Origin of the sequence: Enterobacter sp. 04-C-12-SI-ECC, assembly GCF_047530715.1 — a bacterium.
In the GTDB taxonomy this organism is placed as follows: domain Bacteria; phylum Pseudomonadota; class Gammaproteobacteria; order Enterobacterales; family Enterobacteriaceae; genus Enterobacter; species Enterobacter bugandensis.
The window spans coordinates 14,690-40,580 of the sequence record NZ_JBLKDI010000013.1 but is presented as its reverse complement, the minus strand read 5'-3'; the positions used below and the strand labels follow the sequence as shown (position 1 = coordinate 40,580).

25 protein-coding genes and 1 pseudogene are annotated in these 25,891 nt (G+C 56.2%); 14 read left to right on the top strand and 12 right to left on the bottom strand.

The window, feature by feature from the left end:
- Positions 1-23 precede the first annotated feature (23 nt).
- From xylB to ACMWL8_RS16350, 3 genes are all read left to right on the top strand, one after another.
- Positions 24-1,478, top strand: a complete 1,455-nt coding sequence (gene xylB, locus ACMWL8_RS16360) for a xylulokinase (RefSeq protein ID WP_045260024.1) — start codon at positions 24-26, stop codon at positions 1,476-1,478.
- Positions 1,479-1,581: 103 nt separating this feature from the next.
- Positions 1,582-2,121, top strand: a complete 540-nt coding sequence (locus ACMWL8_RS16355; protein ID WP_028015071.1) for an isochorismatase family protein — start codon at positions 1,582-1,584, stop codon at positions 2,119-2,121.
- Positions 2,121-3,041 carry a GlxA family transcriptional regulator gene (locus ACMWL8_RS16350; RefSeq protein WP_045260023.1) on the top strand — a complete coding sequence of 307 codons (921 nt, stop codon included), beginning with the start codon at positions 2,121-2,123 and terminating at the stop codon, positions 3,039-3,041. Before ACMWL8_RS16355 ends, ACMWL8_RS16350 begins: the two co-directional genes overlap by 1 nt.
- Here ACMWL8_RS16350 and ACMWL8_RS16345 read toward each other — a convergent pair.
- Entirely contained in the window at positions 3,034-4,029 is a 996-nt protein-coding gene (locus ACMWL8_RS16345) for an acyltransferase (RefSeq protein ID WP_045260022.1), read from the bottom strand. The two genes, ACMWL8_RS16350 and ACMWL8_RS16345, sit on opposite strands and share 8 nt — an antisense overlap.
- A 182-nt stretch (positions 4,030-4,211) precedes the next feature.
- On the opposite strand from ACMWL8_RS16345, the gene ACMWL8_RS16340 reads away from it, so the two are divergent.
- From ACMWL8_RS16340 to glyS, 3 genes are all read left to right on the top strand, one after another.
- Positions 4,212-4,517, top strand: a complete 306-nt coding sequence (locus ACMWL8_RS16340; RefSeq protein WP_028015074.1) for a YsaB family lipoprotein — start codon at positions 4,212-4,214, stop codon at positions 4,515-4,517.
- A 160-nt stretch (positions 4,518-4,677) separates the two neighbouring features.
- Positions 4,678-5,589 (top strand): glycine--tRNA ligase subunit alpha, encoded by a 912-nt coding sequence (glyQ, locus tag ACMWL8_RS16335; RefSeq protein WP_003860141.1) that lies wholly within the window; start codon positions 4,678-4,680, stop codon positions 5,587-5,589.
- Positions 5,590-5,598: 9 nt separating this feature from the next.
- Positions 5,599-7,668: a glycine--tRNA ligase subunit beta gene (gene glyS / locus ACMWL8_RS16330; RefSeq protein ID WP_028015075.1), complete on the top strand. Its 2,070-nt coding sequence runs from the start codon at positions 5,599-5,601 to the stop codon at positions 7,666-7,668.
- Positions 7,669-7,761: 93 nt separating this feature from the next.
- Here glyS and ACMWL8_RS16325 read toward each other — a convergent pair whose 3' ends face one another.
- Both ACMWL8_RS16325 and ACMWL8_RS16320 read right to left on the bottom strand, forming a co-directional pair.
- Positions 7,762-8,139, bottom strand: coding sequence for a hypothetical protein (locus ACMWL8_RS16325; protein ID WP_301538619.1), 378 nt, complete (start codon positions 8,137-8,139; stop codon positions 7,762-7,764).
- Positions 8,100-8,324: pseudogene (locus tag ACMWL8_RS16320) on the bottom strand (hypothetical protein); the annotation flags it as partial. The pseudogene ACMWL8_RS16320 and the gene ACMWL8_RS16325, both read right to left, overlap by 40 nt.
- A gap of 795 nt (positions 8,325-9,119) precedes the next feature.
- On the opposite strand from ACMWL8_RS16320, the gene ACMWL8_RS16315 reads away from it, so the two are divergent.
- Entirely contained in the window at positions 9,120-10,739 is a 1,620-nt protein-coding gene (locus ACMWL8_RS16315; RefSeq protein ID WP_045260021.1) for an ABC-F family ATP-binding cassette domain-containing protein, read from the top strand.
- 38 nt (positions 10,740-10,777) lie between these two features.
- Here the strand turns inward: ACMWL8_RS16315 and ACMWL8_RS16310 are convergent, their stop codons facing one another.
- Positions 10,778-11,065, bottom strand: coding sequence for an HTH-type transcriptional regulator (locus ACMWL8_RS16310; RefSeq protein ID WP_028015078.1), 288 nt, complete (start codon positions 11,063-11,065; stop codon positions 10,778-10,780).
- 331 nt (positions 11,066-11,396) lie between these two features.
- On the opposite strand from ACMWL8_RS16310, the gene ACMWL8_RS16305 reads away from it, so the two are divergent.
- Both ACMWL8_RS16305 and cspA read left to right on the top strand, forming a co-directional pair.
- A complete protein-coding gene (locus ACMWL8_RS16305; protein ID WP_045260020.1) occupies positions 11,397-12,107 on the top strand; it encodes a DUF3053 domain-containing protein in 711 nt (236 codons plus the stop codon).
- A 247-nt stretch (positions 12,108-12,354) separates the two neighbouring features.
- On the top strand, positions 12,355-12,567 hold the full coding sequence (gene cspA / locus ACMWL8_RS16300) for an RNA chaperone/antiterminator CspA (protein ID WP_003860775.1): 213 nt from the start codon (positions 12,355-12,357) through the stop codon (positions 12,565-12,567).
- Positions 12,568-12,625: 58 nt separating this feature from the next.
- On the opposite strand, the gene ghrB is transcribed toward cspA, so the two are convergent.
- The 6 genes from ghrB to ACMWL8_RS16270 form a co-directional block, all read right to left on the bottom strand.
- Positions 12,626-13,600, bottom strand: coding sequence for a glyoxylate/hydroxypyruvate reductase GhrB (gene ghrB / locus ACMWL8_RS16295; RefSeq protein ID WP_045260019.1), 975 nt, complete (start codon positions 13,598-13,600; stop codon positions 12,626-12,628).
- A gap of 26 nt (positions 13,601-13,626) precedes the next feature.
- Positions 13,627-14,907: an MFS transporter gene (locus tag ACMWL8_RS16290; protein WP_028015081.1), complete on the bottom strand. Its 1,281-nt coding sequence runs from the start codon at positions 14,905-14,907 to the stop codon at positions 13,627-13,629.
- 118 nt (positions 14,908-15,025) lie between these two features.
- On the bottom strand, positions 15,026-15,964 hold the full coding sequence (locus ACMWL8_RS16285) for a sugar kinase (RefSeq protein ID WP_045260018.1): 939 nt from the start codon (positions 15,962-15,964) through the stop codon (positions 15,026-15,028).
- A 3-nt stretch (positions 15,965-15,967) separates the two neighbouring features.
- Positions 15,968-16,717 (bottom strand): sugar phosphate isomerase/epimerase family protein, encoded by a 750-nt coding sequence (locus ACMWL8_RS16280; RefSeq protein WP_414751605.1) that lies wholly within the window; start codon positions 16,715-16,717, stop codon positions 15,968-15,970.
- Positions 16,718-16,820: 103 nt separating this feature from the next.
- Positions 16,821-17,837 (bottom strand): LacI family DNA-binding transcriptional regulator, encoded by a 1,017-nt coding sequence (locus tag ACMWL8_RS16275; protein WP_028015084.1) that lies wholly within the window; start codon positions 17,835-17,837, stop codon positions 16,821-16,823.
- A gap of 114 nt (positions 17,838-17,951) precedes the next feature.
- Complete coding sequence (locus tag ACMWL8_RS16270) at positions 17,952-18,614, bottom strand: OmpA family lipoprotein (protein WP_008502762.1); 663 nt, start codon at positions 18,612-18,614, stop codon at positions 17,952-17,954.
- Positions 18,615-18,825: 211 nt separating this feature from the next.
- On the opposite strand from ACMWL8_RS16270, the gene ACMWL8_RS16265 reads away from it, so the two are divergent.
- Positions 18,826-21,105 (top strand): molybdopterin guanine dinucleotide-containing S/N-oxide reductase, encoded by a 2,280-nt coding sequence (locus ACMWL8_RS16265; RefSeq protein WP_045260074.1) that lies wholly within the window; start codon positions 18,826-18,828, stop codon positions 21,103-21,105.
- Here the strand turns inward: ACMWL8_RS16265 and ACMWL8_RS16260 are convergent.
- Together ACMWL8_RS16260 and tag are read right to left on the bottom strand one after the other, a co-directional pair.
- The gene (locus tag ACMWL8_RS16260; RefSeq protein ID WP_028015086.1) at positions 21,068-21,514 is read right to left on the bottom strand and encodes an N-acetyltransferase; all 447 of its coding nucleotides are present in this window, start codon (positions 21,512-21,514) and stop codon (positions 21,068-21,070) included. The genes ACMWL8_RS16265 and ACMWL8_RS16260 overlap by 38 nt on opposite strands.
- On the bottom strand, positions 21,492-22,073 hold the full coding sequence (gene tag, locus ACMWL8_RS16255; protein WP_045260016.1) for a DNA-3-methyladenine glycosylase I: 582 nt from the start codon (positions 22,071-22,073) through the stop codon (positions 21,492-21,494). The genes ACMWL8_RS16260 and tag overlap by 23 nt, the downstream gene beginning before the upstream one ends.
- A gap of 159 nt (positions 22,074-22,232) precedes the next feature.
- Here tag and ACMWL8_RS16250 point away from each other — a divergent pair, with 159 nt between their 5' ends.
- The 4 genes from ACMWL8_RS16250 (at position 22,233) to lpfB (ending at position 25,877) form a co-directional block, all read left to right on the top strand.
- Positions 22,233-22,775 carry a lipase gene (locus ACMWL8_RS16250; RefSeq protein WP_045260015.1) on the top strand — a complete coding sequence of 181 codons (543 nt, stop codon included), beginning with the start codon at positions 22,233-22,235 and terminating at the stop codon, positions 22,773-22,775.
- A 236-nt stretch (positions 22,776-23,011) separates the two neighbouring features.
- Positions 23,012-24,214: an MFS transporter gene (locus ACMWL8_RS16245; protein WP_045260014.1), complete on the top strand. Its 1,203-nt coding sequence runs from the start codon at positions 23,012-23,014 to the stop codon at positions 24,212-24,214.
- A gap of 355 nt (positions 24,215-24,569) precedes the next feature.
- Positions 24,570-25,094, top strand: a complete 525-nt coding sequence (gene lpfA / locus ACMWL8_RS16240; protein ID WP_045260013.1) for a long polar fimbrial major subunit LpfA — start codon at positions 24,570-24,572, stop codon at positions 25,092-25,094.
- 84 nt (positions 25,095-25,178) lie between these two features.
- The gene (gene lpfB / locus ACMWL8_RS16235) at positions 25,179-25,877 is read left to right on the top strand and encodes a long polar fimbrial biogenesis chaperone LpfB (protein ID WP_045260012.1); all 699 of its coding nucleotides are present in this window, start codon (positions 25,179-25,181) and stop codon (positions 25,875-25,877) included.
- Positions 25,878-25,891: the final 14 nt, after the last annotated feature.

Genomic DNA, 25,891 nt, shown 5'->3' with positions numbered 1-25,891 from the left:
TTTCTGTCAAAGGAGTCACCACAATGTATATCGGGATCGATCTTGGCACATCGGGTGTGAAAGCCATCCTGTTAAGCGAGCAGGGCGACGTGTTAGCAACGCAGACTGAAAAGCTGCAGGTTTCACGCCCGCATCCGCTGTGGTCGGAGCAGGACCCGGAGCAGTGGTGGCAGGCGACGGATCGCGCGATGAAAGCCTTAGGCGAGCAGCACAGCCTGCGCGACGTGAAAGCGCTGGGCATTGCCGGACAAATGCATGGTGCAACGTTGCTGGATAGCCAGCATCGCGTTCTGCGCCCGGCTATTCTCTGGAACGATGGCCGCTGTGCGGAAGAGTGCGCAATCCTTGAAGCGCGTGTGCCCACGTCCCGCGAGATTACGGGCAACCTGATGATGCCGGGCTTCACCGCACCAAAACTTTTGTGGGTACAGCGCCACGAGCCGGAGATTTTCCGTCAGGTGGCGAAAGTCCTGTTGCCAAAAGACTATCTGCGTTTTCGCATGACAGGCGATTTCGCCAGCGACATGTCCGATGCCGCGGGCACCATGTGGCTCGACGTGGCGAAGCGCGACTGGAGCGAGGCGATGCTGGATGCCTGCCATCTGACCCGGGAACATATGCCCGCGCTGTTCGAAGGCTGTGAGGTGACGGGTACGCTGCTGCCAGACGTTGCGGAACGCTGGAATATGCCTGCCGTACCGGTGGTGGCCGGGGGCGGCGATAACGCGGCGGGTGCCGTGGGTGTCGGGATGGTTGAGGCGGGGCAGGCGATGCTGTCGCTGGGAACCTCTGGGGTCTATTTTGCCGTCAGCGACGGCTATCGCAGCAATCCCGAAAGCGCTGTGCACAGTTTCTGTCATGCGCTTCCGGGAAAATGGCATTTGATGTCGGTGATGCTGAGCGCGGCATCCTGCCTGGACTGGGCGGCGAAGCTTACCGGCATGGCGGACGTTCCGGCACTCATTGCGGCAGCGCAGCAGGCGGATGACGCGGCGAGTACCGTCTGGTTTTTACCCTATCTTTCTGGCGAGCGTACGCCGCACAACAACCCGGAAGCGAAAGGGGTATTCTTTGGCCTAACCCATCAGCACGGCCCGGCAGAGCTGGCGCGTGCGGTTCTGGAAGGTGTGGGGTATGCGCTGGCCGACGGAATGGATGTGGTGCACGACTGCGGCCTGAAACCGGCGAGCGTCACCCTGATTGGCGGCGGCGCGCGAAGCCCTTACTGGCGACAGATGCTGGCGGATATCAGCGGGTTGCAGCTGGATTTCCGCACGGGAGGGGATGTAGGCCCCGCGCTCGGCGCCGCGCGTCTGGCGCAGATCGCTATGAACCCGGACAAGCCGCTTTCGCAGCTGCTGCCGCAGCTTACGCTTGAACAGGCGCATGTGCCTGACGCGGCAGGACATGCCCGTTATGCCGAAAGGCGCGAGGTGTTCCGCAAAATCTATCAGCAATTGCTGCCGCTGATGTCATAAACTCGCTTGTCCGACAGAGGCACGAAGATGTCCTTTTTTGGTCTGTGCGTGCCTCTCTTTCCTTGCCAGTATGGTGACACACCCACTGGCGAGGAGATTTATCATGTCACGCATTGCACTCATCAATATTGATACTCAGCAGTCCTTCCATCATCGCCCTTACTGGCAGGAGGGCGACATTCCTGCCTTTCAGCAGGCGATGCTGGGGCTGATTGAAGGCTGCCAGGCGCGCGGTATTCCAGTCGTTGATATTTTTCATGTGGATGAAGACGGCCCCTTCACGCTGCAAAGCGGCTATGTCAAACCGATGGCCTTTTTGCGTCATCAGCCGGATGTGGTTTTCCAGAAACACGTCCATAATGCCTTCACGGATACCGGGCTTGACCGCTGGCTGCGCGAGCGTGATATCAACCAGCTGATTATCTGCGGCATTCGCACGGAACAATGCTGTGAAACCACCGCTCGGGTAGCATCCGATCTGGGTTATGCTGTGACGTTTGTGAGCGAGGCAACGCTGACGTTTCCCATGATGTACAAGGGCATTACCCTGAGCGCAGCGGAAATTCGCCATCGTACCGAGACGGTACTGGCCGGGCGTTTTGCCGAAATTAAAACGGTAGCGGAGACGCTGGAGTCACTATAATGCGCATCGACGTCTGGTTCGTGATGTTACCCGGGGTACTGGCACTGGATATGTCAGGCCCGGCGGAGACCTTTGTGCTGGCTGGCGACGCGTTTCGTCTGCATTACATTGGGCCGCAACCGGACGTGCCGACGTCGATAGGCCTGACGATGGGCGGCATCCAGCCGTTGCCGGAAAGTCTGCCTCCGGGGAGTCTGCTGGTCCTGCCGGGGGTGAGCGACTCCCGCGTTCAGTTCTCAACGCCGCAGGCGCAGCAGATCCAGCACTGGCTAATGCGTCTGCAGCCGGTCATTCAGCGCCGGGATATCACGGTGATGTGCGTCTGTTCTGGTGCACTGCTGGCGGCGAAATCGGGCCTGCTGAATAACAAACAGTGCACAACCCATCATGACGTTATCAGCCGTTTACGCACTGTGGCTCCCACGGCGACGATTAAAGAAAACCGCATCTTTGTACAGGACGAGAATATCTGGACCAGCGCGGGGATCACGTCGGGCATCGATCTGGCGCTGCATATGATTAACCGCCTGTGCGGTCCCGAAAAGGCGCTGGCCGTGGCGCGCGAGATGGTGGTCTGGTTCCGCCGTTCCGGTGACGATCCCCAGCTTTCACCGTGGCTGCGCTATCGCAACCATCTTCATCCGGCGATCCATCGGGCGCAGGATGCGCTCACCGCCGAGCCGCAAAAAACGTGGAGCTTGCCTGATATCGCCGCACTGGCGCACGTCAGCCCGCGCCATCTCACCCGGCTTTTCCAGACGCATTTAGGGATTAGCGTCCGCGATTATCTGGAGCAGCTGCGTCTGGCGGTGGCGGAGCAGTGGCTGATGCAGGGGCGCGGCGTGGAACAGGCCTCGCTGGCGGCAGGGTTTTCCTCCCCGCGCCAGTACCACCGCGCCCGGCAGCGCAGCGTTAGCTGACGAAGCGGCGCGTGTCGATTTTTTGCAGCAGCACCGACAGCAGCAGGCTGATAACCAGCGTAGCGGCAAAAATCCAGACGATATCCAGCACCGGCCAGTTTTTGAGCTCAACGCCCCTTGTTCGCAGGGCGTGGATCACCAGCGCGTGAAAACCGTAAATTCCCAGCGAGTGCCGCGAGATAAAGCCCAGCACGGGAAGGGGACGCGCATTCAGGGTGTTTTTAACGAGCGTGAGCAGCGATACGGCACAGATAAAGACCATCGGCCCGCAATACAGATACCAGGTATCGGCAAAATTGCCGCGCCACTGAAGCTCATGTAGCGTCCCGCGTGAAATCACCGCCACGCCGGCGATAAACAGCGCTCCGCAGAGCCAGTTCAGACCGCGCTTTTGCGTGTCCATCATCCCGATGGCGCGCCCCAGCATGCCGTAAAGCACGTAGTAGAAGGTGTCGCCGTTGATATAGAGGTTTACCGGCAACCATTCGAAACCGTCGATTTTCTGCGAGACCGTGTTCGGGTTGGCGACAATGCCAATCACCACCATCAGGGCCAGAAGCATTTTCCCGCTGACGTTTTTCACCTGAATGAGCGGAGAGACCAGATAGATAACGATGATGGCGAAGAAGAACCACAGGTGGTAGAAAACCGGTTTTTGCAGCAAATATTTGAGGGATAACCCGGCGTTAATGGAGGTAAACAGGGTGATATAGAGCAGGGCAACGGCGCTGTAGAACCCCAGACAGGCCGCAATGCGGATGAAGTGCCTCGGCTGCGTGCTTCGCTCGCCAAAAAAGAGAAAGCCGGAAATCATAAAAAACAGCGGCACGCTGACGCGCGACGCGGAGTTGAGGATATTGGCAATATCCCAGTTAACGTGGCTGATGCTGTGGGCATTCGTGACATACCAGGTCGTCGTGTGGATCATGACCACCATCAGACACGCTATTCCGCGCAGGTTATCAATCCAGTTAATTTTTGACGGCATCAGTTCCTCGTATTCCCTTTAAAGTGAGTGGGACTCCCATTGTCCAAAAGTCTTCGTTTGGAAAATTCTGAGTTTTATGCGCAGGCTTGCCGGGAGACCGCGAGATTCGCAGAATGGCAGACCTTAATCTATAAAAGTGTTGATATTAAAAATAACAGCCGCTGACCAGGACGGTAATAAAAATGATGATGAAGCGTGTGGCATCACTCTTTCTGCTGTTGATGCTGGCAGGATGCAGTGCGCCACAGGAAGTCCCCGTGCAAAAAGCGCAGCAGGGGAAAATAAGCCCGGAGCGTTCGCTGAATATGGAAGCGCTCTGTAAAGAGCGGGCCGCTCGGCGCTATAACTCGGACGTTCAGAAAATTAACGTCATCGGATTCGAGCGCTTTCAGGGCAGCTATGAGCTTAGAGGGTATACGGCGCGTAAAGAGGGCTTTGTCTGCTCGTTTGATGCGGACGGTCAGTTTTTACATCTCTCCATGCGCTAGCCTGCTCGCATAATCAACAACCAGACGCCGCCAGCGTTCTGGCCGGAAGGCTTATTTCCCAATTTTCCCTAAACAACCCCGTTTCGTACTGTATATCTTGCAGCCAGCGGGTATACTGGTCCCTTCCATTTAAAACCACACGTATCCAGCACGAAATACTATGCAAAAGTTTGATACCAAGACCTTCCAGGGCCTGATCCTGACCTTACAGGATTACTGGGCTCGTCAGGGCTGTACCATTGTTCAACCTTTGGACATGGAAGTCGGCGCCGGCACTTCACACCCGATGACCAGCCTGCGCGCGTTGGGCCCAGAGCCAATGGCGACCGCGTATGTGCAGCCTTCCCGTCGTCCGACCGATGGTCGTTACGGTGAAAACCCGAACCGTCTGCAGCATTACTATCAGTTCCAGGTGGTGATTAAGCCATCACCCGACAACATTCAGGAACTGTATCTCGGGTCGCTGAAAGAGCTGGGTATGGATCCAACCATCCACGACATCCGTTTCGTGGAAGACAACTGGGAAAACCCAACGCTGGGTGCCTGGGGTCTCGGTTGGGAAGTGTGGCTGAACGGCATGGAAGTGACCCAGTTCACCTACTTCCAGCAGGTTGGCGGTCTGGAATGTAAGCCAATCACCGGTGAAATCACCTACGGTCTGGAACGTCTGGCCATGTACATTCAGGGCGTAGACAGCGTTTACGACCTGGTCTGGAGCGACGGCCCGCTGGGTAAAACCACCTACGGCGACGTGTTCCATCAGAACGAAGTGGAGCAATCCACCTATAACTTCGAATACGCGGACGTGGACTTCCTGTTCACCTGCTTCGAGCAGTACGAGAAAGAGGCACAGCAGCTGCTGGCGCTGGAAACTCCGCTGCCGCTGCCTGCTTACGAGCGTATTCTGAAGGCCGCCCACAGCTTCAACCTGCTGGACGCCCGCAAAGCCATCTCCGTGACTGAACGTCAGCGCTACATTCTGCGTATTCGCACCCTGACCAAAGCCGTTGCAGAAGCTTACTACGCGTCCCGTGAAGCCCTTGGCTTCCCGATGTGCAACCGAAACAAATAAGAGGCGGCCATGTCTGAGAAAACTTTCCTGGTGGAAATCGGCACCGAAGAGCTGCCACCAAAAGCCCTGCGCAGCCTGGCTGAATCTTTTGCTGCGAACGTGACCGCCGAGCTGGATAACGCTGGCCTGGCGCACGGTAAAATTGAGTGGTTTGCTGCACCGCGTCGTCTGGCGCTGAAAGTGGCAAATCTGGCGGCGTCTCAGCCGGATCGTGAAGTTGAAAAACGTGGCCCGGCGATTGCCCAGGCGTTTGACGCGGAAGGCAAGCCAAGCAAGGCTGCCGAAGGCTGGGCGCGCGGCTGCGGCATCACCGTCGATCAGGCCGAACGTCTGACCACCGATAAAGGCGAATGGCTGCTGTATCGTGCCCACGTGAAAGGCGAAAGCGCGGAAGCGCTGCTGCCAAACATGATCGCCACTTCTCTGGCGAAGCTGCCGATTCCTAAGCTGATGCGCTGGGGCGCGTCTGACGTACACTTCGTGCGTCCGGTACACACCGTGACCCTGCTGCTGGGCGACACCGTTATTCCGGCGACCATTCTGGGCGTGGCGTCCGATCGCGTGATCCGCGGCCACCGCTTTATGGGCGAGCCAGAGTTCACCATCGACAATGCCGACCAGTACCCGCAGATCCTGCTGGAGCGCGGTAAAGTGATTGCCGACTACGAACAGCGTAAAGCCAAAATTAAAGCGGACGCGGAAGAAGCGGCGCGTAAGATTGGCGGTAATGCCGACCTGAGCGACAGCCTGCTGGAAGAGGTCACTTCTCTGGTGGAATGGCCGGTTGTGCTGACCGCGAAATTCGAAGAGAAATTCCTGGCCGTTCCGGCAGAAGCGCTGGTTTACACCATGAAGGGTGACCAGAAGTACTTCCCGGTTTACGCCAACGACGGCAAGCTGCTGCCAAACTTCATCTTCGTGGCGAACATCGAATCGAAAGATCCGAGCCAGATTATCTCCGGTAACGAGAAAGTGGTGCGCCCGCGTCTGGCGGATGCCGAGTTCTTCTTCAATACCGACCGTAAAAAGCGTCTGGAAGATAACCTGCCGCGCCTGCAGACCGTGCTGTTCCAGCAGCAACTGGGTACGCTGCGCGACAAAACCGACCGTATCGCGGAGCTGTCCGGCTGGATCGCCCGTGAAATCGGTGCCGACGTTAACCACGCGACCCGCGCGGGCCTGCTCTCCAAATGCGACCTGATGACCAACATGGTGTTCGAATTCACCGACACCCAGGGCGTAATGGGCATGCACTACGCGCGTCACGATGGCGAAGCGGAAGACGTGGCCGTAGCTCTGAACGAGCAGTATCAGCCGCGCTTTGCGGGCGACGATCTGCCGTCCAACCCGGTTGCCTGCGCTGTAGCGATTGCCGATAAGATGGACACCCTGGCGGGTATCTTCGGCATCGGCCAGCATCCGAAAGGCGATAAAGACCCGTTTGCGCTGCGTCGTGCCGCGCTGGGCGTGCTGCGCATCATCGTTGAGAAGAACCTGAACCTTGATCTGCAGACCCTGACCGAAGAAGCGGTGCGTCTGTACGGCGACAAGCTGACCAACGCGAACGTTGTGGATGACGTGATCGACTTTATGCTCGGCCGTTTCCGCGCGTGGTATCAGGACGAAGGTTACACCGTCGACACCATTCAGGCGGTGCTGGCGCGTCGTCCAACCCGTCCGGCTGATTTCGATGCGCGTATGAAGGCGGTTTCCCACTTCCGTACCCTGGAAGCGGCATCTGCCCTGGCGGCGGCCAACAAGCGTGTATCCAACATCCTGGCGAAATCCGACGAGACGCTAAACGAGCGCGTAAACGCCGCGACGCTGAAAGAGCCGGAAGAGATTGCTCTGGCGATGCAGGTTGTGGTGCTGCGCGACAAGCTCGAACCGTACTTCGCGGAAGGTCGTTACCAGGAAGCGCTGGTGGAGCTGGCGGAGCTGCGTGACGTGATCGACGCCTTCTTCGAGAAAGTGATGGTGAACGTAGAAGATAAAGAACTGCGTATTAACCGTCTCTCCATGCTCGAAAAACTGCGCGAGCTGTTCCTGCGCGTGGCGGATATTTCGCTGTTGCAGTAATGTGCCCGTTGTAACCAATGCTAAAAACCCGCTTCGGCGGGTTTTTTTATGGGTCTTTTGTAGACCGGATAAGCGCAGCGCCATCCGGCAGGTTTAGCCGATCGCGATTGTGCCTTCGTCTGTCTGCAGCCAGCGCGGTGCCTTCAGCGTATCAGCAAAGTAGCTGACCAGCTCGCACAGCAAATCTTCCATCACGATTTCAGATTGTCGCGGCAGTGAGCCGTTCATCAGCATCTGCGTAAGCTCCTGACAGTAGCGCCCCAGCTGATCGCATTCGGGTTCGAAAGCCGGAACGCGTGACGGGAGTTCCTTCACGGTCAGGCTGGCTTTTAAAGCGTCCGGAACAGGTTCCAGAAGCGTGGGTTGCAGAAGATTCAGACAGGCATAAAGTCTGCCGTAAAGCGCCATTTTTGGGGCGGGTTCTTCGCAATCTACCAGTGCGTCGGTAAAACGTTCGCAGTTATCCGCCAGTTCGGTGAAGTCGGTGGCGTGGTTAAAGGGCAGGGTGAATAAAGAATGAGCTTGGGTTGGGGTAGTAGCCATATTGGCAGCCTCCGATAAGTGATAAAGCTTCCACCACCGGAAATGCTAACTTCGCTGGTGGTGGACTGAACAGAGTTAGCATTACCGGCCTTATCGGATACCGGCGCATCTTTCGATGCCCCTGCTCAGCCCACCATTGAGATGTAGCAAAGCATGCTGCACATAATGTGCCGCCGATAAGATAAGCCAGGATGCTAAACCCGGCACCTGATTTTGCAGGTGCAAAGAGAACTTACTGCTCATCAAAACAGGCGGCAATAGATTTGAGCTATGCCACTGAGGATATTACCATTTCTGGAAAGAGACTCGCAAAATTACCGCAATGAAAAACATATTGCGGGCAGAGGTCTTACAGCGACGCTATGGTCCGGCTGTAAATCGCTGAGGCGTTTCCTGCAGGCCGGGGCGAGGCGCATGGATGCGCTGAGAGGGCGGGCTTTACAGGGATGTTACCTCCGCCCGTCCCCGATAAGCCGGAAGGAATAAGCCGAAGGTACCGCGTAGCGGCGATTTACCGCCGGGAGCCCGGGTAGCCAGGGTGGTGGCGACTGAGCCACCCTGGCACGTTCACGGGTATTGTCGTTACAGAGTAGCAAGGAACATAAAGTGAACGGAATGACCACCAGAGTCGTATGCTTCCCCTCACCCCAGCCCTCTCCCTCAAGGGAGAGGGGGCCGTCTGTGCAGGCAATATTTGGTGGGGATCCCTCAGCCCAAAGGGAGAGGGAGTACAAATCGTCCAAAATTTAACCTTGAAATGGTCAACCCATTACCGCTATCCTTATCTCCGTTAAATTTCTCGCTCTGGAGCGCCCCCCAAAAATGAATAAACACGACTGATGAATTTCGATCCTTGCTAAACGCCACCGCGTGGGCAGGGGATGTTTTGATTTCATTCAGGAGTGCTTATGGCTCATTTTGCGCAGCCCCCTTCTTTTATTTTGCATCAGGTCACCTGTCAGTTTCCGACGGGAGATACCCTTTTTGGTCCGCTGAGTTTTTCTCTGGAGCCGTCTCTGTGCGCTCTGGTTGGCCGTAACGGCAGCGGGAAAACGCGTCTGCTGCGTCTGCTGGCGGGGCTTGATGAGCCTGCAAGCGGGCATATTGAACGTACCGGAACACATGTCTATGTGGCTCAGCAGCAGGACATTTTGCCGCACACGACGCTGGCTGAGCTGCTCGGGTACGAGGCCATCTTCGCGGCGCGAGCGCGTATCGACAGCGGCGATTACCAGCCTGACGATCTGGAAATGCTTGATGGATTCTGGGATTTAGCTGAACGTCTTGGCGAGGCGTTTGCCCGGGCGAAACTTCCGCCGTTTGATCCAGATAAGCCAGCCGGTGAGCTCAGCGGCGGCGAGCGTATTCGTGCGCTGCTGTGCGGGGCATTTACGGCTGAAGCGGATTTCCTGCTGCTGGACGAACCGACTAACCATCTGGATCGACAAGGACGGGCGTGGTTCTACGACCAGCTTGCCCGTTATCAGGGCGGCGTGCTCGTCGCCTCCCATGACCGTGAGCTGCTGGCGCAGGTGCCGCGTATTCTTGAGCTGAGCAGCGGTGGCCTGCGCAGCTACGGCGGGAATTATGCGGATTATCAAACCCAGCGCGATGCCGAACAGCAGGCGGCCCGCGCGGCGCTGGAACATGCGGCCACGGAGCGCAAACGCACCCGCGCTCGTATGCAAAAAGAGCATGACGACAGCCAGCGGCGCTCGGCAAAAACATTACGCACCGTCGATACCCTGAATATCGCGTCGTTTGAACGCGTCAAATACAAAGGCGCGGCAAAGGAACGTATCGGCGCCTGGAAAAAACAGCACAGCGAGCAAAATGAAGCCCTGAATGCCGCGGTAAACAAGGCGCGTGAGCGGGTTGAAGAAGATAACCCGGTGATGTTTACCCTGCCGGGGAGTCAGATCCCGGAAGGTAAACAGGTGCTGGTGCTGGAAGATCTGGTGCTGCCGCATGTGCCTGTTCCTCCGCTTAGCTGGCGGATGGACGGGCCAATGCGGGTGGCGCTAAAAGGTCCGAACGGCTGCGGGAAATCGACGCTGTTGAAAGCCATCCTCGGCGACATTAGTCCACGCTCAGGAACCTGCAAGGTGTCGGTCAGCTGTGCTTATCTCGATCAGCATCTTTCCCGGCTCGATCTGTCGCAGTCGGTCATGACGCACCTCAACCTGGGCAATACGCCCCTGGAAGAGGGTATGTTACGCACCCGTTTAGCCCAGCTTCAGCTGGGGGCCGACAAAGTCTCGCTCCCGCTGGCGGAACTGAGCGGTGGTGAGCGTTTGAAGGCTGCGCTGGCCTGCGTGCTTTGGCGCGGGGAGGCCACGCAGCTCCTGTTGCTGGATGAACCGACCAACCATCTGGATCTGGCTTCAGTGCAGGCTATTGAAGCGGCGCTGGCTGGTTTCCCCGGCGCGCTGCTGGTGGTGTCACACGATGATGCGTTTTTAAAAGGGTTAACGTTGACGCACGAGATGGTGTGGGAAGAGACGGGCTGGCGTTTCGAGAGCCTATAAACACAAGCCCCCGCAGAGGCGGGGGCGTTCAAACTTTACTACGCTATCTGTTTGCTGAGTGCAGGGTTGGCCTGAATCAGGCGCATCAGCTTTAACTCGGTTGGGGTGGGTTTCTCTCGTTTTGACTCCCACTCCAGCACCATAGCTACGCTGACACCCATCGCTCTGGCGAATTCTTCAGTTTTCAGTCCTGTCCCTTTGCGCAATTGCTCATATTCTGTAAAGGGATTGGATTTTTGTTGCAGGGTAATGGCCTGCGGTACATCTTTAAAAACGATCTGTTCCAGACTGCTCAGCAGCTCAAACTCAGGATCTTTATATTCCATTGAGAACTCCTCTTAAATCTCACATCGTGATCAAGAACATCAGAGAGCCAATTAAGAATAGTCCCTAATACAAACCAAGGATCGTCACGGCTGTGATTAATCGTGCGATAACGATCGCTTTACGCGATTCAGCTATCTGGATAGTTATGCTAATTCCCTGATTAACCATATGTCGGCTTCGCCAGGTATTTTTTTGTAAATAGTAAGAAATAAATCGGCAATAGCCGTTTTACATGAAAAGAGTATCTTGCAAGGCTGACCTGGACTATCCTTGTCAGCGTCGGGCACGCGTGTGCCGGTGTGCGCTTTTTTGGGTGAAAGGAGTAATAAAATGGCGACAGGAAAGTCCTGCTCTCGCTGGTTTGCGCCTATTGCGGCGTTGTTGATGGTTGTTAGCCTGAGTGGGTGTTTTGATAAAGAAGGCGATCAGCGCAAAGCGTTTATCGATTTTCTGCAGAATACAGTGATGCGCAGCGGCGAGCGGTTGCCGACGCTGACTGCGGATCAGAAAAAACAGTTTGGCCCCTTTGTGTCCGATTACGCCATTCTTTATGGGTATTCACAGCAGGTGAGCCAGGCGATGGACTCCGGTATCCGCCCGGTAGTGGATAGCGTGAACGCCATCCGTGTTCCCCAGGATTATATGACTCAGCGCGAGCCGCTGCGCCAGTCCAACGGTGCGCTCGGCGTGCTGAGCCAGCAGCTGCAAAATGCGAAAATGCAGGCTGACGCGTCACGTTCTGCGCTGAAGCAGGGCGAGGATCTCAAACCGGTCTTCGATAAAGTGTATGAGAAAGTAGTGACGAAACCGTCTGAAGCGATACAACCGCTGATTCCGGCCGCGCAGGTCTTCACTCAGCAGCTGGTTCAGGTCGGGGATTTCATCTCGCAGCAGGGGACACAGGTGAGCTTTGTTGCCAACGGCATTCAGTTCCCAACCTCGCAGCAGGCAAGTCAGTACAATACGCTGATTGGGCCGCTGGCCGCCCAGCACCAGGCCTTTAGCCAGGCGTGGGGCGCAGCAGTCGCTGCCACAGAATAAACCGAAAAACCCCGCCTCAGGCGGGGTTTTTTTTCGGCATTCAGAAAATAACGCTTGTCATTCCTCTACCACATCGGTATAAATGTTCGCGTCGGTTTGTTACACAGACCTAAAGCAGTTTAGTAAAGCAGTCCAGATTGTTATCCATAGATACCCTTCGTAGTGACCCTTCCTTCATCGCTTAAAAATCTGTAACGCAATCCATCAAGCCGGAAGGCACAATATATTTGTTAATAAGGTAATTTCTATGTCTGCTAAAATGACTGGTCTGGTTAAATGGTTCAACGCTGATAAAGGTTTCGGCTTCATCACTCCTGACGATGGCTCTAAAGACGTGTTCGTACACTTCTCTGCTATCCAGAACGATGGCTACAAATCTCTGGACGAAGGTCAGAAAGTTTCCTTCACCATCGAAAGCGGCGCTAAAGGCCCAGCGGCTGGTAACGTTGTAAGCCTGTAAGCTTCCAACCCAGTAGCACAAAATTCAAAAACCCGCCTTCTGGCGGGTTTTTTCGTTTCTACTGTTGGATCTGCGGGTTAACGCAGTTCCTGTCTACTTTTCCAGCAAGCGCGGCTATCAGGTTTTCTACTGCCGTCGCCGCCATATTGTAGCGCGTCTCGTGGGTAGCAGAGCCGATGTGTGGCAGGGCGACGACGTTTGGCATGCTCAGCAGTGGGGAATCCACCGGAAGCGGCTCCTGCTCAAACACGTCCAGACCCGCGGCGTGGATATCGCCGCTTTGCAGCGCTTCAATCAGCGCCTGCTCATCCACCACCGGGCCGCGACCCGCGTTGATGAAGATGGCGGATTTCTTCATTTTTTCAAACGCTGATTTGCCAATCAGATGGCGCGTTTCATCCGTCAGCGGCAGGATCAGGCAAACAAAATCGGCTTCCTGCAGCAGCGTATCCAGCTCGCAGTAACGCGCGTTGAAGCGTTCTTCTGCTTCGCTGTGATGACGGCGCGCGTTATACAGAATCGGCATGTTGAAGCCGAAATGCGCGCGCTGCGCCAGCGCCAGCCCGATACGCCCCATACCCACGATGCCCAGCGTTTTGCCATGCACATCCACGCCGAACCAGTCCGGCCCAATGCTTTTCGTCCATTCGCCGGCTTTCACACGCTCGGCCACTTCCACCACGCGACGGGCCGTGCTGAGCACCAGCGCCATCAGCGTATCTGCCACGGTTTCCGTCAGGGCATGCGGCGTGTGCATCAGCAGGATTTTACGGGCGTTCAGGGCATCCACGTCGAAATTGTCATAACCCACGGAAACGGTTGAGGTAGCACGAAGCTTCGGCATTTTCTCCAGCAGGGCGACATCCACTTTTTCGCTTGAACCCAGCAGGCCTTCGGCGCTGGCGAACGCATCGGCGTGCTGCGCCACGGTCTCCGGGCTCAGGTTCTTCACCTGCGTAACGGTGAAGTGTTCTTCCAGGCGTTTCTGCAGATCTTCCGGCAGAGCTTTATACAAAATGACGGACGGCTTCATGCTAATCTCCGTTGATTTTTAAGGATTCAGGCGTGGCGTGCGCCGACGAGGTGCTGTTGATTATTAGCAGGCTTAACAATCAAAGTAAGCCACACGGAGGCGAAAAGCGCTACCCCCATAAAGATGTACGACGCGGATGGGCTGCCGGTCACACCGTTCAGGTAGCCGACGAACCAGGATCCGCAGAACGACCCCAGCGCGCCCATACTGTTAATCAATGCCATTGCACCGCCCGCGACGTTACGCGGCAGCATTTCCGGGATGATGGCAAAAAACGGACCGTACGGGGCGTACATGGCGGCACCGGCAATCACCAGCAGGGTATAAGAGGCCCAGAAGTGATTCGCGCCCACCGCCCACGAGCCGATGAAGGCGAAAGCGGCAATCAGCAGCAGCGGCCAGACAAACAGCTTGCGGTTTTGCAGCTTGTCCGACGCCCAGGAGACAACGATCATCGCGATGGTCGCCGCGAGATACGGTACGGAAGAGAGCCAGCCCACTTCCACCATGCCGAGGTTCTCGCCGCCGCTGCGGATAATCGACGGCAGCCACAGCACAAACCCGTACACGCCGATACTCCAGGTAAAGTACTGCGCGCAGAGCAGGATAACGTTGCGGGAGCGGAACGCTTCGCCGTAGTTGCGTACCGCCTTCAGCCCCTGCTGCTCTTTATCCAGCTGCGCCTGCAGCGCCGCTTTTTCATCTTCGGAAAGCCACTTCGCCTGGGCAGGCTTATCTTTTACCAGCACCCACCAGCAGAATGCCCAGATAATTGCGGGTACCCCTTCGATGATAAACATCTCGCGCCAGCCGAAGGACTGGATCAGGTAGCCGGAGACCACCGACATCCACAGTACGGTGACCGGGTTACCGAGGATCAGGAAGGTGTTCGCGCGTGAACGTTCAGATTTGGTAAACCAGTTGCTGATGTAAATCAGCATCGCCGGCATGACCGCTGCCTCAACGACGCCGAGAATAAAGCGAATGGCGGCCAGGGCAGGAATATTGTTCACCACGCCGGTCAGTGACGCGCAGGCGCCCCACAGGATCAGACAGATGAAGATCAGCTTACGCACGCTGCGGCGTTCCGCGTAAATCGCGCCGGGGATCTGGAAGAAGAAGTAGCCCAGGAAGAAAAGGGCACCCAGCAGGGATGAAATACCTTTGGTGATGCCGAGGTCTTCGGTGATCCCCGCCGCGGACGCGAAGCTGAAGTTGGCACGATCGAGGTACGCCAGGCTGTACGTGATAAACACGATTGGCATGATGTACCACCAGCGTTTTACTGCATTGGTCGAACTGTTCATAGGCTTGCCTCTGTTGTTGAGGTTGTTACCGCCGTTGTCTGTAGGGTACACGGTGGCTTAATTATTTGGTGTGGCATGCTGCCCTCACCCTGGCCCTCTCCCTCGCGGGAGAGGGAATTTAAACGCCGAGCTCTGCTCGCGTTGGCAATCCTTCGCTGTCGCCCTGCACCTGAATCGCCAGCGAGCCAATCTTATTGCCCCGCGCGACGGCCTGCTGCAGCGGTTTGCCTTCCAGCAGGGCGCTAATGACGCCTACGGCAAAGCCATCGCCCGCGCCGACGGTGTCGACAACGTTCTCAACCTTCACCGCCGCGACCGCGCCCTGTTCGCCGTCTGCCGTTTTGAACCATGCGCCATCGGCGCCGGTCTTCAGCACCACCGCTTTTACCCCTTGATTCAGATAGAAATCAGCAATGCCTTCCGGCGTATTTTCACCCGTCAGAATCATCCCCTCTTTCAGGCCCGGCAGAACCCAGTCAGCCTGGAACGCAAGGCGGTTCAGCTTCTCGACCATTTCCGCTTCGCTTTTCCACAGCACCGGGCGCAAATTCGGATCGAAAGAGATCGTTTTGCCCAGCGACTTCATGGTCGTTGCCGCATGGTCCAGCAGTTCATAGGAACTGTCAGAGAGCGCCGCCGCCACGCCGCTCAGGTGCAGATGGCGCGCGGAGGCAAAATAGCCGGCGTGGTAATCTTCCGTTGAGAGATGGCTTGCAGCCGAACCTTTGCGGAAATACTCCACGATGGGATCGGTTCCATTTTCGACCTTCGATTTAAGCTGAAAGCCGGTAGGAAAGCGTCCGTCCAGGGTGACGCCTGCGGCATCAATATTCTCTTTTTTCAGCGAGTCGAGAACGAAATGGCCAAAGCTGTCATCTCCCACGCGGCTGACCCAGCCGACGTTCAGACCGAGACGCGCCAGGCCGGTCGCGACGTTCAGCTCTGCGCCCGCTACGCGTTTGATAAAGTGCTCTACCGCGCTCAGTTCGCCCGTTTCGGTCGCGACAAACATCGCCATAGCCTCGCCGATCGTGATGACATCCAGCGTCTTGTGCATGATTTACTCCTCGCGCAGCAGGTTGACGTAATGACGGGTAACGGCGGTTAAATCCGCCCCTTCCAGCGGGAACTCAATACCGCGCGGAGCATCTGCAGGCAGCTGGCCGAGCAGATCCAGCCAGCGCGCGTCTGCGCGGTCCGGCGCCACGGCGCGGAAGTTATCTTTATGCGGCACGGCGGCTTTAACGTGGATATAGCTCACCGCAGGGGCCAGGTGACGTGCGGCCTCTTCGGGGGAGTCGCCGACCCACAGCCAGTTGCCCATGTCGAAGGTCAGCGTGACGGGCAACGCCATTTCCCGACAGGCGGCCTGGAAGCGCCGCATGGGCGCGAGCTGCCCGCAGTCGGTCTGATCGTTCTCCACAACAAGCGCCATACCGCTGGCATTCAGCAGGGCGCGCAGGGCCTCGAGAGGCTGTGTGTCGCTGAAATGGCCGAGGGAAACCTTCAGCCACAGGGCGTTAAGGGTGTTTGCCTCAGAGAGATAGCGGGGCAGGTCCGGGTTAAGGGTGCCGTCGGGCATAAACAGGGCGGCGGGCGCGGAGTAGCACGCCAGCAGACCCATTAGCTCGATGGATTCGCTCAGTGCAGGCAGCGCCAGCAGCTCTTCGCTGTTAAACAGTTCGCGGCGGATCTCCACGCCGTCTGCCCCTGCGCCTGCAATAACGGGGAGCATCGCCCGCTGACCGCCTGCCTGTCGCACCTGTTCCGCGCCATACGCGGCGGTGACCACCATGATTTTCCTGCCCATCTTCGGACTCCATCGCAACATATGAATACTATTACGCTAGATGGAACCGGTTCCAAAGAAAAGATCAGGATGTCGAATTTATGATCGCTATCACAAGGGGGAATTAACGGGCGGTGGAGCCGCGAACGATCAGCTCGCCGGAGAAGACCTGCTCGCGTACGGCATCGCGGGTGCCTTCAATACGACGAATCACTTGTTCTACAGCGGCATAGCCAATCTGCCAGGTGGGTTGTTTAAGGGTCGTAATACCTACGCCAGCCAGCTCCGCCCACTCCAGTTCATCAAAGCCCAGCAGACCGATATCGCTGCCCCAGTGCAGGCCAATGCGCTTGAGCGAGCGGGCGACCTGAAGCGTCAGCGCCCCGTTGGCGGAGATAACGGCTTTGCGCATCCCGCGATGGCGGGTATGGAACTGGCGCAGGGTGTTGTCGATCTGGTCGGCTTCGTGAAGCGGCGTTTCGGCATTTTCGGCGATCGCACCGGGATAACGCGCAAGCGTGGCGCGAAATGCCGCCAGGCGGTCGCGTCGGGTATTTACCATGCCCAGCGGTTCGCTCAGGAAAAGAATCGCTTCGAAGCCCTGTTCGATCAGGTGCTCGGTCGCGGTTGTGGCTGCCTGGGTGTTATCCAGCCCGACGACATCGCAGGCGAATTCCGGGATTTTACGGTCGATGAGGACCATTGGCAGGGAGGACTGCTGCAGGCGGTTCAGGCCCTCTTCACGCATGCCTACTGCGTTAACCACAATCCCTTCCACCTGGTAGCTGCGCAGCAGATCGAGGTAGTGCAGTTCCTGGTCGACTTCGTTGTTGGTATTACAGACCAGCGGCGTGAAGCCCTTCTCGCGGCAGGCGGCCTCGATACCGCTGAGGACGTTGACGGAGTAAGGGTTGGTGATATCGGCGATAATAAGGCCGATCAAACGGGTGCGACCGCGTTTGAGCCCGCGCGCCATCAGGCTGGGACGATAGTCGAGATCGGCAATGGCCTGTTCAATTCGCGCCAGCAATGCGTCGGACAGCAGATGTTTCTCGCCGTTAAGGTAGCGCGAAATGCTGGTTTTACCGGTTTTGGCGGCTTTCGCCACGTCGCTGATGGTGGCCCGGGCTGGTTTGCTCATCACTGATTTCCCTGAATTTAGTGAGAATACCTTAGCGGGAAAATCAACGATGGCAAGTGGTTCATGCCGGGGTGTGCGGTCTGTTGCCCTCACCCCGGCCCTCTCCCTCGGGGATTACTGAATCGGGCTCAACGTAATCTCTACGCGACGGTTTTGCGCTTTACCTTCCGCCGTGCTGTTGCTGGCGATAGGGTTGGCAGGGCCCATGCCGCTGGTGCGGATGCGGTTTGCTTCAACGCCCTGGGTTATCAGGGAGCTGGCCACGGAATCGGCACGCTGCTGAGACAGACGCATGTTCAGATCCTGGCTGCCGGTGCTGTCGGTGTAGCCAATCACGTTCACGGCGGTCTTGTTGTACTCTTTCAGCACCATCGCCACGCCGGTAAGGGTGTTCGCGCCCGCAGGTTTCAGCGTGGCGCTGCTGCTGTCAAAGGTCACGTTGTTCGGCATGTTCAGGATGATGTTATCGCCGCTGCGGGTGACGCTCACGCCGGTTCCCTTCATTTTGTCGCGCAGTTTTGCTTCCTGCACGTCCATGTAATAACCGACGCCGCCGCCCAGCGCCGCACCTGCCGCTGCGCCAATCAGCGCACCTTTGCCGCGGTCTTTCTTGGAGGAGGAGAGCGCCCCAACGCCTGCGCCGACCAGCGAGCCGATACCTGCGCCGATTCCGGATTTACCCGCTTCGCGCTCACCGGTGTAAGGGTTGGTTGTGCAGCCTGAAACAGCCAGTGCACCGCTCACCAGAGCGGCAATAACGAGTACGCGTTTTTTCATCTTCTTTCCTTAATCCTTTTTATTCTTTGCCACGGCGAGCGTGGCAGTTGATTATGACGTCCAGATACGGAGAAAATTCCGGGTATAACTCTGAAATTTGTGACAAACCATAAACGGCCTCAACGAGAAGGCCGTAAACCTGCACGCAACCAGGAGCGCACGCTTGAGCACCTCAACAAAAACCATTCTGACCGCCGCCCACTGGGGGCCGATGCTGGTCGAAACCGATGGCGAAAATGTTCTGTCGTCCCGTGGGGCACTGCCAACGCAACATCCCAATTCGTTACAGACCGTCGTACGCGATCAGGTGCACAGCAAAACGCGCGTGCGCTGGCCGATGGTGCGCAAAGGTTTTCTGGCCTCGCCGGATAAGCTGCAGGGGATCCGTGGTCAGGATGAGTTTGTTCGCGTGAGCTGGGACGATGCGCTGGCGCTGATCCATACGCAGCATAAGCGCATTCGCGACAGCTATGGCCCATCGTCCATTTTTGCCGGCTCCTATGGCTGGCGCTCGAACGGCGTGCTGCACAAGGCCTCGACCCTGCTGCAGCGCTACATGAGCCTGGCCGGGGGCTATACCGGTCATCTGGGAGACTATTCGACCGGCGCGGCGCAGGCGATCATGCCGTACGTCGTGGGAGGAAACGAAGTGTACCAGCAGCAGACCAGCTGGCCGCTCGTGCTGCAGCACTCCGACGTGGTGGTGCTGTGGAGCGCCAACCCGCTGAACACGCTGAAAATTGCCTGGAATGCCAGCGACGAGCAGGGGATGGGGTATTTCGACGCGCTGCGCAAAAGCGGCAAACGCATCATCTGCATTGATCCGATGCGTTCTGAAACCATGGATTTCTTCGGCGACAGCGCCGAGTGGATTGCTCCTCATATGGGCACCGACGTGGCGATGATGCTGGGTATCGCCCATACGCTGGTGGAGAACGGCTGGCACGACCGCGATTTCCTCGCCCGGTGCACCTCCGGCTTCGACAAATTCGCCGACTACCTGACGGGCGAATCTGATGGGGTAGTGAAAACGGCAGAGTGGGCCGCGGAAATTTGTGGCGTTCCAGCCGCTAAAATCCGCGAACTGGCGGCACTGTTCCGTAAAAATACCACGATGTTAATGTCCGGCTGGGGGATGCAGCGCCAGCAGTTCGGCGAGCAGAAACACTGGATGCTGGTGACGCTTGCCGCGATGCTAGGACAGATTGGTACGCCGGGCGGCGGTTTTGGTCTTTCCTATCATTTTGCGAACGGCGGTAACCCAACGCGTAAAGCGGCGGTGCTGGCGTCCCTGCAAGGCTCGGTGCAGGGCGGCGTGGATGCCGTGGATAAAATCCCGGTGGCACGAATCGTTGAAGCCCTGGAAAACCCGGGCGGTTTTTATCAGCATAACGGTCTGGACCGCCACTTCCCGGACATTAAGTTTGTCTGGTGGGCGGGCGGGGCAAACTTCACGCACCATCAGGATACCAATCGCCTGATCCGCGCCTGGCAAAAGCCGGAGCTGGTGGTGATTTCCGAGTGCTTCTGGACCGCCTCGGCCAAACATGCCGATATCGTGCTGCCGGCGACCACGTCGTTTGAGCGTAACGATCTCACCATGACCGGCGATTACAGCAACCAGCATATGGTGCCGATGAAGCGCGTGGTGGCCCCGCGTGATGAAGCGCGTGATGATTTTGACGTGTTTGCTGAACTGAGCGAGCTCTGGGAAGCGGGCGGTCGCGAACGCTTTACCGAAGGGAAAAATGACCTGCAGTGGCTGGAGAGTTTCTACCAGATCGCCGGACAGCGCGGTGCGGCGCAGGGCGTGACGCTTCCGCCATTTGCTGAATTCTGGGAGGCGAACCAGATTCTCGAAATGCCGGAAAGCGAACAGAACGCCCGATTTGTCCGTTTCGCCGATTTCCGTCGCGACCCGGAAAACCATCCGCTGAAAACCGAGAGCGGCAAGATTGTGATCTACAGCGAGCGCATCGCCAGCTTTGGATATGCCGATTGTCCGCCACACCCTTCGTGGCTGGAGCCGGACGAGTGGCACGGCAACGCTCAGCCGGAGCAACTGCAGGTGCTGTCTGCCCATCCGGCGCATCGTCTGCACAGTCAGCTTAACTACACCTCTCTGCGCGAGCAGTATGCGGTCGCCGGGCGGGAGCCAATTACGCTGAATACTTTTGACGCCAAAGCGCGTGGGATTGCGGACGGTGACGTGGTGCGCGTCTGGAACGCACGTGGACAGGTGCTGGCAGGGGCGGTGGTCAGCGACGGGATTAAGCCAGGCGTGATCTGTATTCATCAGGGCGCATGGCCCGACCTTGAGCCCACCGAAGGTGGGATCTGTAAAAACGGGGCGGTTAACGTGCTGACCAAAGATCTCCCCAGCTCGAAGCTGGGGAATGGTTGCGCAGGGAACACGGCGCTGGCCTGGGTAGAGAAATATCAGGGCCCGGCGCTTACCTTAACGGCGTTTGATCCGCCTGCCAGCTCATGATCCACGTCGGGTGTTGGGTGTCATCCTGCCAGGCGCTGTCTTCAATGCGAAAGCCCTGAGCATGATAGAAATTCACCGCCCGGACGTTTTTCTGATACACCTCCAGGGTTAAGTGCGGGAAGCGCTGTTGAACATGGTTCAGCAGCGCGCGCCCGATGCCTTTTCCGATATACGCTGGCGTAACGAACAGCGCCCCCACAAACTGCGACTGTATGACGCTGATAAAACCGCGCGGCGTGCCGTTCTCCTCCCAGACCCAGGTTTCGGCGGCGGGAAGGTATTCATCCCGCACCAGCGCTTCGTTCGCTTTCCAGTAGTCGGCGTCGATAAACGGATGCGCCTCGGTGGTGCTCTCAAGCCACAGTCTCAGGAGCTGAGCGGTATTCTCACTGTGCCATTTGCGGATCATGGTTGCCCTCCGGGTGGCAGATGCAGCCCGTAATATGGTCATTGACCAGCCCGCAGGCTTGCATAAAGGAGTAACAGATGGTGGTGCCCACAAACTTGAAGCCGCGTTTTTTCAGCGCTTTCGACAGGGCATCCGAGGCGGGGGTCGAAGTTGGGATATCTGCAAGCGTGGCGGCCCGCGTCACCTTCGGCTCGTTATCCACAAACGACCAGACAAATGCTGAGAAGGGTTCGCCGTTTTGCTCCATCGCCAGATAAGCCCGCGCGTTACCGATAATGGCCTGAATTTTACCGCGATGGCGGATGATACCGGGATTCAGAACCAGCCTTTCCACGTCGTCGTCGGTCATGGCGGCTACCGCAGCCGGATTGAACCGGTGGAAGGCGTTGCGGTAGTTCTCACGCTTTTTCAGAACGGTGATCCACGACAGACCGGCCTGCTGGCCTTCGAGGCAAATCATTTCAAACAGTTTTTCACCGTCGGTTTCCGGTACGCCCCATTCCTTGTCGTGATAATCGATATAAAGCTGATCCTGGCTTACCCAACCGCAACGTTGCATAGGTCATCTCCCTTCCTGATACGATAAACGCAAAAATTTCAATCTGCCCGGCTTGACGTGTCTGCTAAAGAGACAATAGTTAATACAGGGCTATATGCCCAATACCTCTTCGAACAATGACATATATCGCCGAACTCGGCTCTTTCTGGAGTCGCTTTGATGATGATAAAAAAAATCAGTGGTCGCCATGCTGCTTCTGGCCTGGTGGGCGTTTCAGCCTGCCTGCTTATATGTAACACCGCTTTTGCGTGGCAACAGGAATATATCGTTTCAGATGCACAAAGTAATACGACAGAACGCTATACATGGGACGCCGATCACCAACCTCGTTATGAAGATATTCTCGCGGAGCGTATTAACCATTCGCAGAATGCTGCGGGCTTTGCGCTGAACGACCCATCCGGGTCGGATGCGGAAACCGTTCTGAGCGTTGGCTGGAATTTTCCCGTGGCGGGGCATATCACAACCGGGCCGGTCATGGCGTGGCGCACAGAGGGCACTCCACCCTCAACGGTAAATACGTTTAGTGATACAACCACCGCGCAGTCGCTTACCGAACCCCTCTGGCATGCCAGCGTGAACTCGCTGGGGTGGCGTGTTGATACCCAGTACGGCGATTTACACCCCTGGGCGAAGATCAGTTACAACCAGCAGTCGGAGGAAGAATATTTATATACCCTGGGCTTAAGCGCCAAATTTTAGGGTTGTTAGTTTTTTAAACGCTGCGGTAACATATTTAATACAATAACGGCGAGGGGTGTGGTGATAGTGGTCACTCACCTTTAAACGTTTTCTTCTCCGGCAAGGTCGTTCATTCCCGCTTCCAGGCATTTCATTCCGTTTCTCCTGCATTTCATGCCGTTTTACCCCTGGCGTTTTGGGGTTTTGTTTATCGTGTCCTCAGCGAATTTCCTTAATTTCTCTTGCAGGATACTGCCATGAACACCTCAACCTATAACCGCACGCGCTGGCTGACGCTATTCGGCACCATCATCACCCAGTTCGCACTGGGTTCGGTCTATACCTGGAGTCTGTTTAACAGCGCCTTGTCTGATAAGATCGGCGCGCCGATAAGCCAGGTGGCATTCTCCTTCGGCTTACTGAGTCTTGGATTAGCGATTTCCTCTTCCGTGGCGGGCAAACTTCAGGAACGCTTCGGCGTGAAGCGCGTGACCATGGCCTCCGGCATTCTGCTGGGCCTGGGCTTTTTCCTGACGGCGCATTCCAGCAACCTGATGATGCTGTGGCTGAGCGCCGGCGTGCTGGTGGGGCTGGCGGACGGCGCAGGTTACCTGCTGACGCTGTCGAACTGCGTGAAGTGGTTCCCGGAGCGTAAAGGCTTAATCTCCGCGTTTGCTATCGGCTCCTATGGCCTGGGCAGCCTTGGCTTTAAATTTATCGACTCTCAACTGCTGGCGTCCGTTGGCCTCGAAAAAACGTTCATGATCTGGGGGGCTATTGTCCTGGTGATGATTCTGTTTGGCGCCACGCTGATGAAAGATGCCCCGCAGCAGGAAGTGAAAACCGTTAACGGCGTGGTGGAGAATGATTTCACCCTCGCGCAGTCCATGCGTAAACCGCAGTACTGGATGCTGGCGGTGATGTTCCTGACGGCATGCATGAGCGGTCTGTATGTCATCGGCGTGGCAAAAGATATCGCGCAGGGGATGGTAAAACTGGATGCCGCGACGGCGGCGAATGCGGTGACGGTCATCTCCATTGCTAACCTCTCGGGTCGTCTGGTGCTCGGTATCCTGTCTGACAAAATCGCCCGCATCCGCGTGATTACGCTGGGGCAGGTCATCTCTCTGGTAGGCATGGCGGCGCTGCTGTTTGCTCCGCTGAACGAGGCGACCTTCTTTGCGGCGATTGCCTGCGTCGCCTTTAACTTCGGCGGCACCATTACCGTTTTCCCGTCGCTGGTAAGCGAGTTCTTCGGCCTCAACAATCTGGCGAAAAACTACGGCGTCATTTATCTCGGCTTCGGGATCGGCAGTATCTGCGGTTCGCTGATTGCTTCCCTGTTCGGCGGGTTCTACGTGACCTTCTGCGTGATATTTGCCTTGCTGATAATTTCCCTGGCGCTGTCCACGACGATTCGCCAGCCGCAGCGCGAGATGTTAAGCGAAGCGCATGCGTAACGCCTGATGCACCCGTTGTAAAAAAGCGCCCGAGGGCGCTTTTTTTATTTAGCATAAAAACGTAATTAATTGTAACATAAGGAACGGCGGATAAATATGGCGAAGCATTACGCTGCTTTATGAATTGGCAAAAATAATAAATCAATTATATTGATTTATTCCTAATGAAAAGGGTGTTTTTACCCGTTGTTTTATAGCTTTATGATTTTTCTTATTTTTAAGCTCACCTGAAAATTAGCTTTATTTATTCTAATTTTAAAATCTGATTTTCGCTCTATATACTCCATTCCCTCACAGAATGCAGGTTATTCCTAAGGATGCGTTCTGTCATCTCTCGACATAAATGGAGTTTTTAATGAAAAAGGTTATTTTTGCACTGTCTGCTCTCGCTGTTGTTTCCACTTCTGCTTTCGCGGCTGAGTCTGGTGACGGCACCATCAAATTCACTGGCGAAATCGTTGACGCGCCATGCGTAGTTTCTACTGACACTCAGAACCAGGAAGTTGTGTTGGGTCAGGTTAAGAAATCAGTCTTCAAAGCGGTTGGCGACAAGTCTGTTTCCAAACCTTTCCAGATCAAACTGGAAGATTGCGATATTTCCAGCAAAACCAAAGTTAACGTGAGCTTCAATGGCGTAGCGGATGCAGACGACGCGAAACTGGTTTCTGTAAGCACTGAAGCAGGCGCAGCATCTGGCGTGGGCATTGGTATCTACGACAACGCAAACCAGCTGGTTGATATGAACAGCGGTAAATCCACCACCACGCTGTCTGCTGGCCAGACCGTGCTGTACTACACCGCTAACTACGTTGCGACCAAAGCTGCTGTAACTACCGGTTACGGCAACGCAGAAGTTGACTTCAACCTGTCCTACGAATAATCGAATTTTCGTTAATACAGACAATCACAATGGCAACGGAAACCCCGTTGCCATTTTTTCCAGCGGAGACTCAGGGAGAGAATCATGAACCGCTCACGTTTGATATCTTGCGCAGCACTGGCGCTGGCGCTGATTGCTCAAAACAGTTTTGCAGGCGGCGTGGCATTAAGCAGCACGCGCGTTATTTATGACGGCAGCAGAAAGGAAGCTTCTCTGACGGTCAATAATAAAAGTACCACGGATGAATTCCTTATCCAGTCATGGATTGATGATGCTAGCGGTAATAAAAAGACGCCATTTATCATCACCCCGCCATTATTTAAATTAAGCCCGACGAAAAATAACGTCTTACGTATTGTGAATACGTCTAATACGTTACCGCAGGATCGTGAATCTGTTTACTGGGTTAACGTGAAGGCGATTCCTGCCAAAAGTGAAAACGCAGAGAATAAAAACGTGCTGCAAATTGCCGTGCGTACCCGCTTAAAACTGTTCTATCGCCCGGCGGGCCTGAAAGGCAACAGCATGGACGGCTGGAGCAAACTGAAGTTTACAAGTGCAGGGGCTAACCAGATCAAAGTGGAAAACCCATCCGCCTTTAACCTGACGTTTAATAAATTTTATGCCAACGGCCGCGAAATTGAGAAAGCGGGAATGGTTCCGGCGAAAGGCTCATTAAATATTGAACTGCCAGCCAACTCCGGCAAGGTAAGCGAAGTTAAATACAACATTATTAATGACTTCGGTACGGCTGGCGACATGCTTACACAGCGCGTTAATTAACACGTTTTAAAGGT

What these genes read in the sequence shown, in the direction of transcription:
- xylB (WP_045260024.1), top strand. Translation starts at nt 24, where the DNA reads ATGTATATCGGGATCGATCTTGGCACATCGGGTGTGAAAGCCATCCTG.
- ACMWL8_RS16355 (WP_028015071.1), top strand. Translation starts at nt 1,582, where the DNA reads ATGTCACGCATTGCACTCATCAATATTGATACTCAGCAGTCCTTCCAT.
- ACMWL8_RS16350 (WP_045260023.1), top strand. Translation starts at nt 2,121, where the DNA reads ATGCGCATCGACGTCTGGTTCGTGATGTTACCCGGGGTACTGGCACTG.
- ACMWL8_RS16345 (WP_045260022.1), bottom strand. Translation starts at nt 4,029, where the DNA reads ATGCCGTCAAAAATTAACTGGATTGATAACCTGCGCGGAATAGCGTGT.
- ACMWL8_RS16340 (WP_028015074.1), top strand. Translation starts at nt 4,212, where the DNA reads ATGATGATGAAGCGTGTGGCATCACTCTTTCTGCTGTTGATGCTGGCA.
- glyQ (WP_003860141.1), top strand. Translation starts at nt 4,678, where the DNA reads ATGCAAAAGTTTGATACCAAGACCTTCCAGGGCCTGATCCTGACCTTA.
- glyS (WP_028015075.1), top strand. Translation starts at nt 5,599, where the DNA reads ATGTCTGAGAAAACTTTCCTGGTGGAAATCGGCACCGAAGAGCTGCCA.
- ACMWL8_RS16315 (WP_045260021.1), top strand. Translation starts at nt 9,120, where the DNA reads ATGGCTCATTTTGCGCAGCCCCCTTCTTTTATTTTGCATCAGGTCACC.
- ACMWL8_RS16310 (WP_028015078.1), bottom strand. Translation starts at nt 11,065, where the DNA reads ATGGAATATAAAGATCCTGAGTTTGAGCTGCTGAGCAGTCTGGAACAG.
- ACMWL8_RS16305 (WP_045260020.1), top strand. Translation starts at nt 11,397, where the DNA reads ATGGCGACAGGAAAGTCCTGCTCTCGCTGGTTTGCGCCTATTGCGGCG.
- cspA (WP_003860775.1), top strand. Translation starts at nt 12,355, where the DNA reads ATGTCTGCTAAAATGACTGGTCTGGTTAAATGGTTCAACGCTGATAAA.
- ghrB (WP_045260019.1), bottom strand. Translation starts at nt 13,600, where the DNA reads ATGAAGCCGTCCGTCATTTTGTATAAAGCTCTGCCGGAAGATCTGCAG.
- ACMWL8_RS16290 (WP_028015081.1), bottom strand. Translation starts at nt 14,907, where the DNA reads ATGAACAGTTCGACCAATGCAGTAAAACGCTGGTGGTACATCATGCCA.
- ACMWL8_RS16285 (WP_045260018.1), bottom strand. Translation starts at nt 15,964, where the DNA reads ATGCACAAGACGCTGGATGTCATCACGATCGGCGAGGCTATGGCGATG.
- ACMWL8_RS16280 (WP_414751605.1), bottom strand. Translation starts at nt 16,717, where the DNA reads ATGGGCAGGAAAATCATGGTGGTCACCGCCGCGTATGGCGCGGAACAG.
- ACMWL8_RS16275 (WP_028015084.1), bottom strand. Translation starts at nt 17,837, where the DNA reads ATGAGCAAACCAGCCCGGGCCACCATCAGCGACGTGGCGAAAGCCGCC.
- ACMWL8_RS16270 (WP_008502762.1), bottom strand. Translation starts at nt 18,614, where the DNA reads ATGAAAAAACGCGTACTCGTTATTGCCGCTCTGGTGAGCGGTGCACTG.
- ACMWL8_RS16265 (WP_045260074.1), top strand. Translation starts at nt 18,826, where the DNA reads ATGCTGGTCGAAACCGATGGCGAAAATGTTCTGTCGTCCCGTGGGGCA.
- ACMWL8_RS16260 (WP_028015086.1), bottom strand. Translation starts at nt 21,514, where the DNA reads ATGATCCGCAAATGGCACAGTGAGAATACCGCTCAGCTCCTGAGACTG.
- tag (WP_045260016.1), bottom strand. Translation starts at nt 22,073, where the DNA reads ATGCAACGTTGCGGTTGGGTAAGCCAGGATCAGCTTTATATCGATTAT.
- ACMWL8_RS16250 (WP_045260015.1), top strand. Translation starts at nt 22,233, where the DNA reads ATGATGATAAAAAAAATCAGTGGTCGCCATGCTGCTTCTGGCCTGGTG.
- ACMWL8_RS16245 (WP_045260014.1), top strand. Translation starts at nt 23,012, where the DNA reads ATGAACACCTCAACCTATAACCGCACGCGCTGGCTGACGCTATTCGGC.
- lpfA (WP_045260013.1), top strand. Translation starts at nt 24,570, where the DNA reads ATGAAAAAGGTTATTTTTGCACTGTCTGCTCTCGCTGTTGTTTCCACT.
- lpfB (WP_045260012.1), top strand. Translation starts at nt 25,179, where the DNA reads ATGAACCGCTCACGTTTGATATCTTGCGCAGCACTGGCGCTGGCGCTG.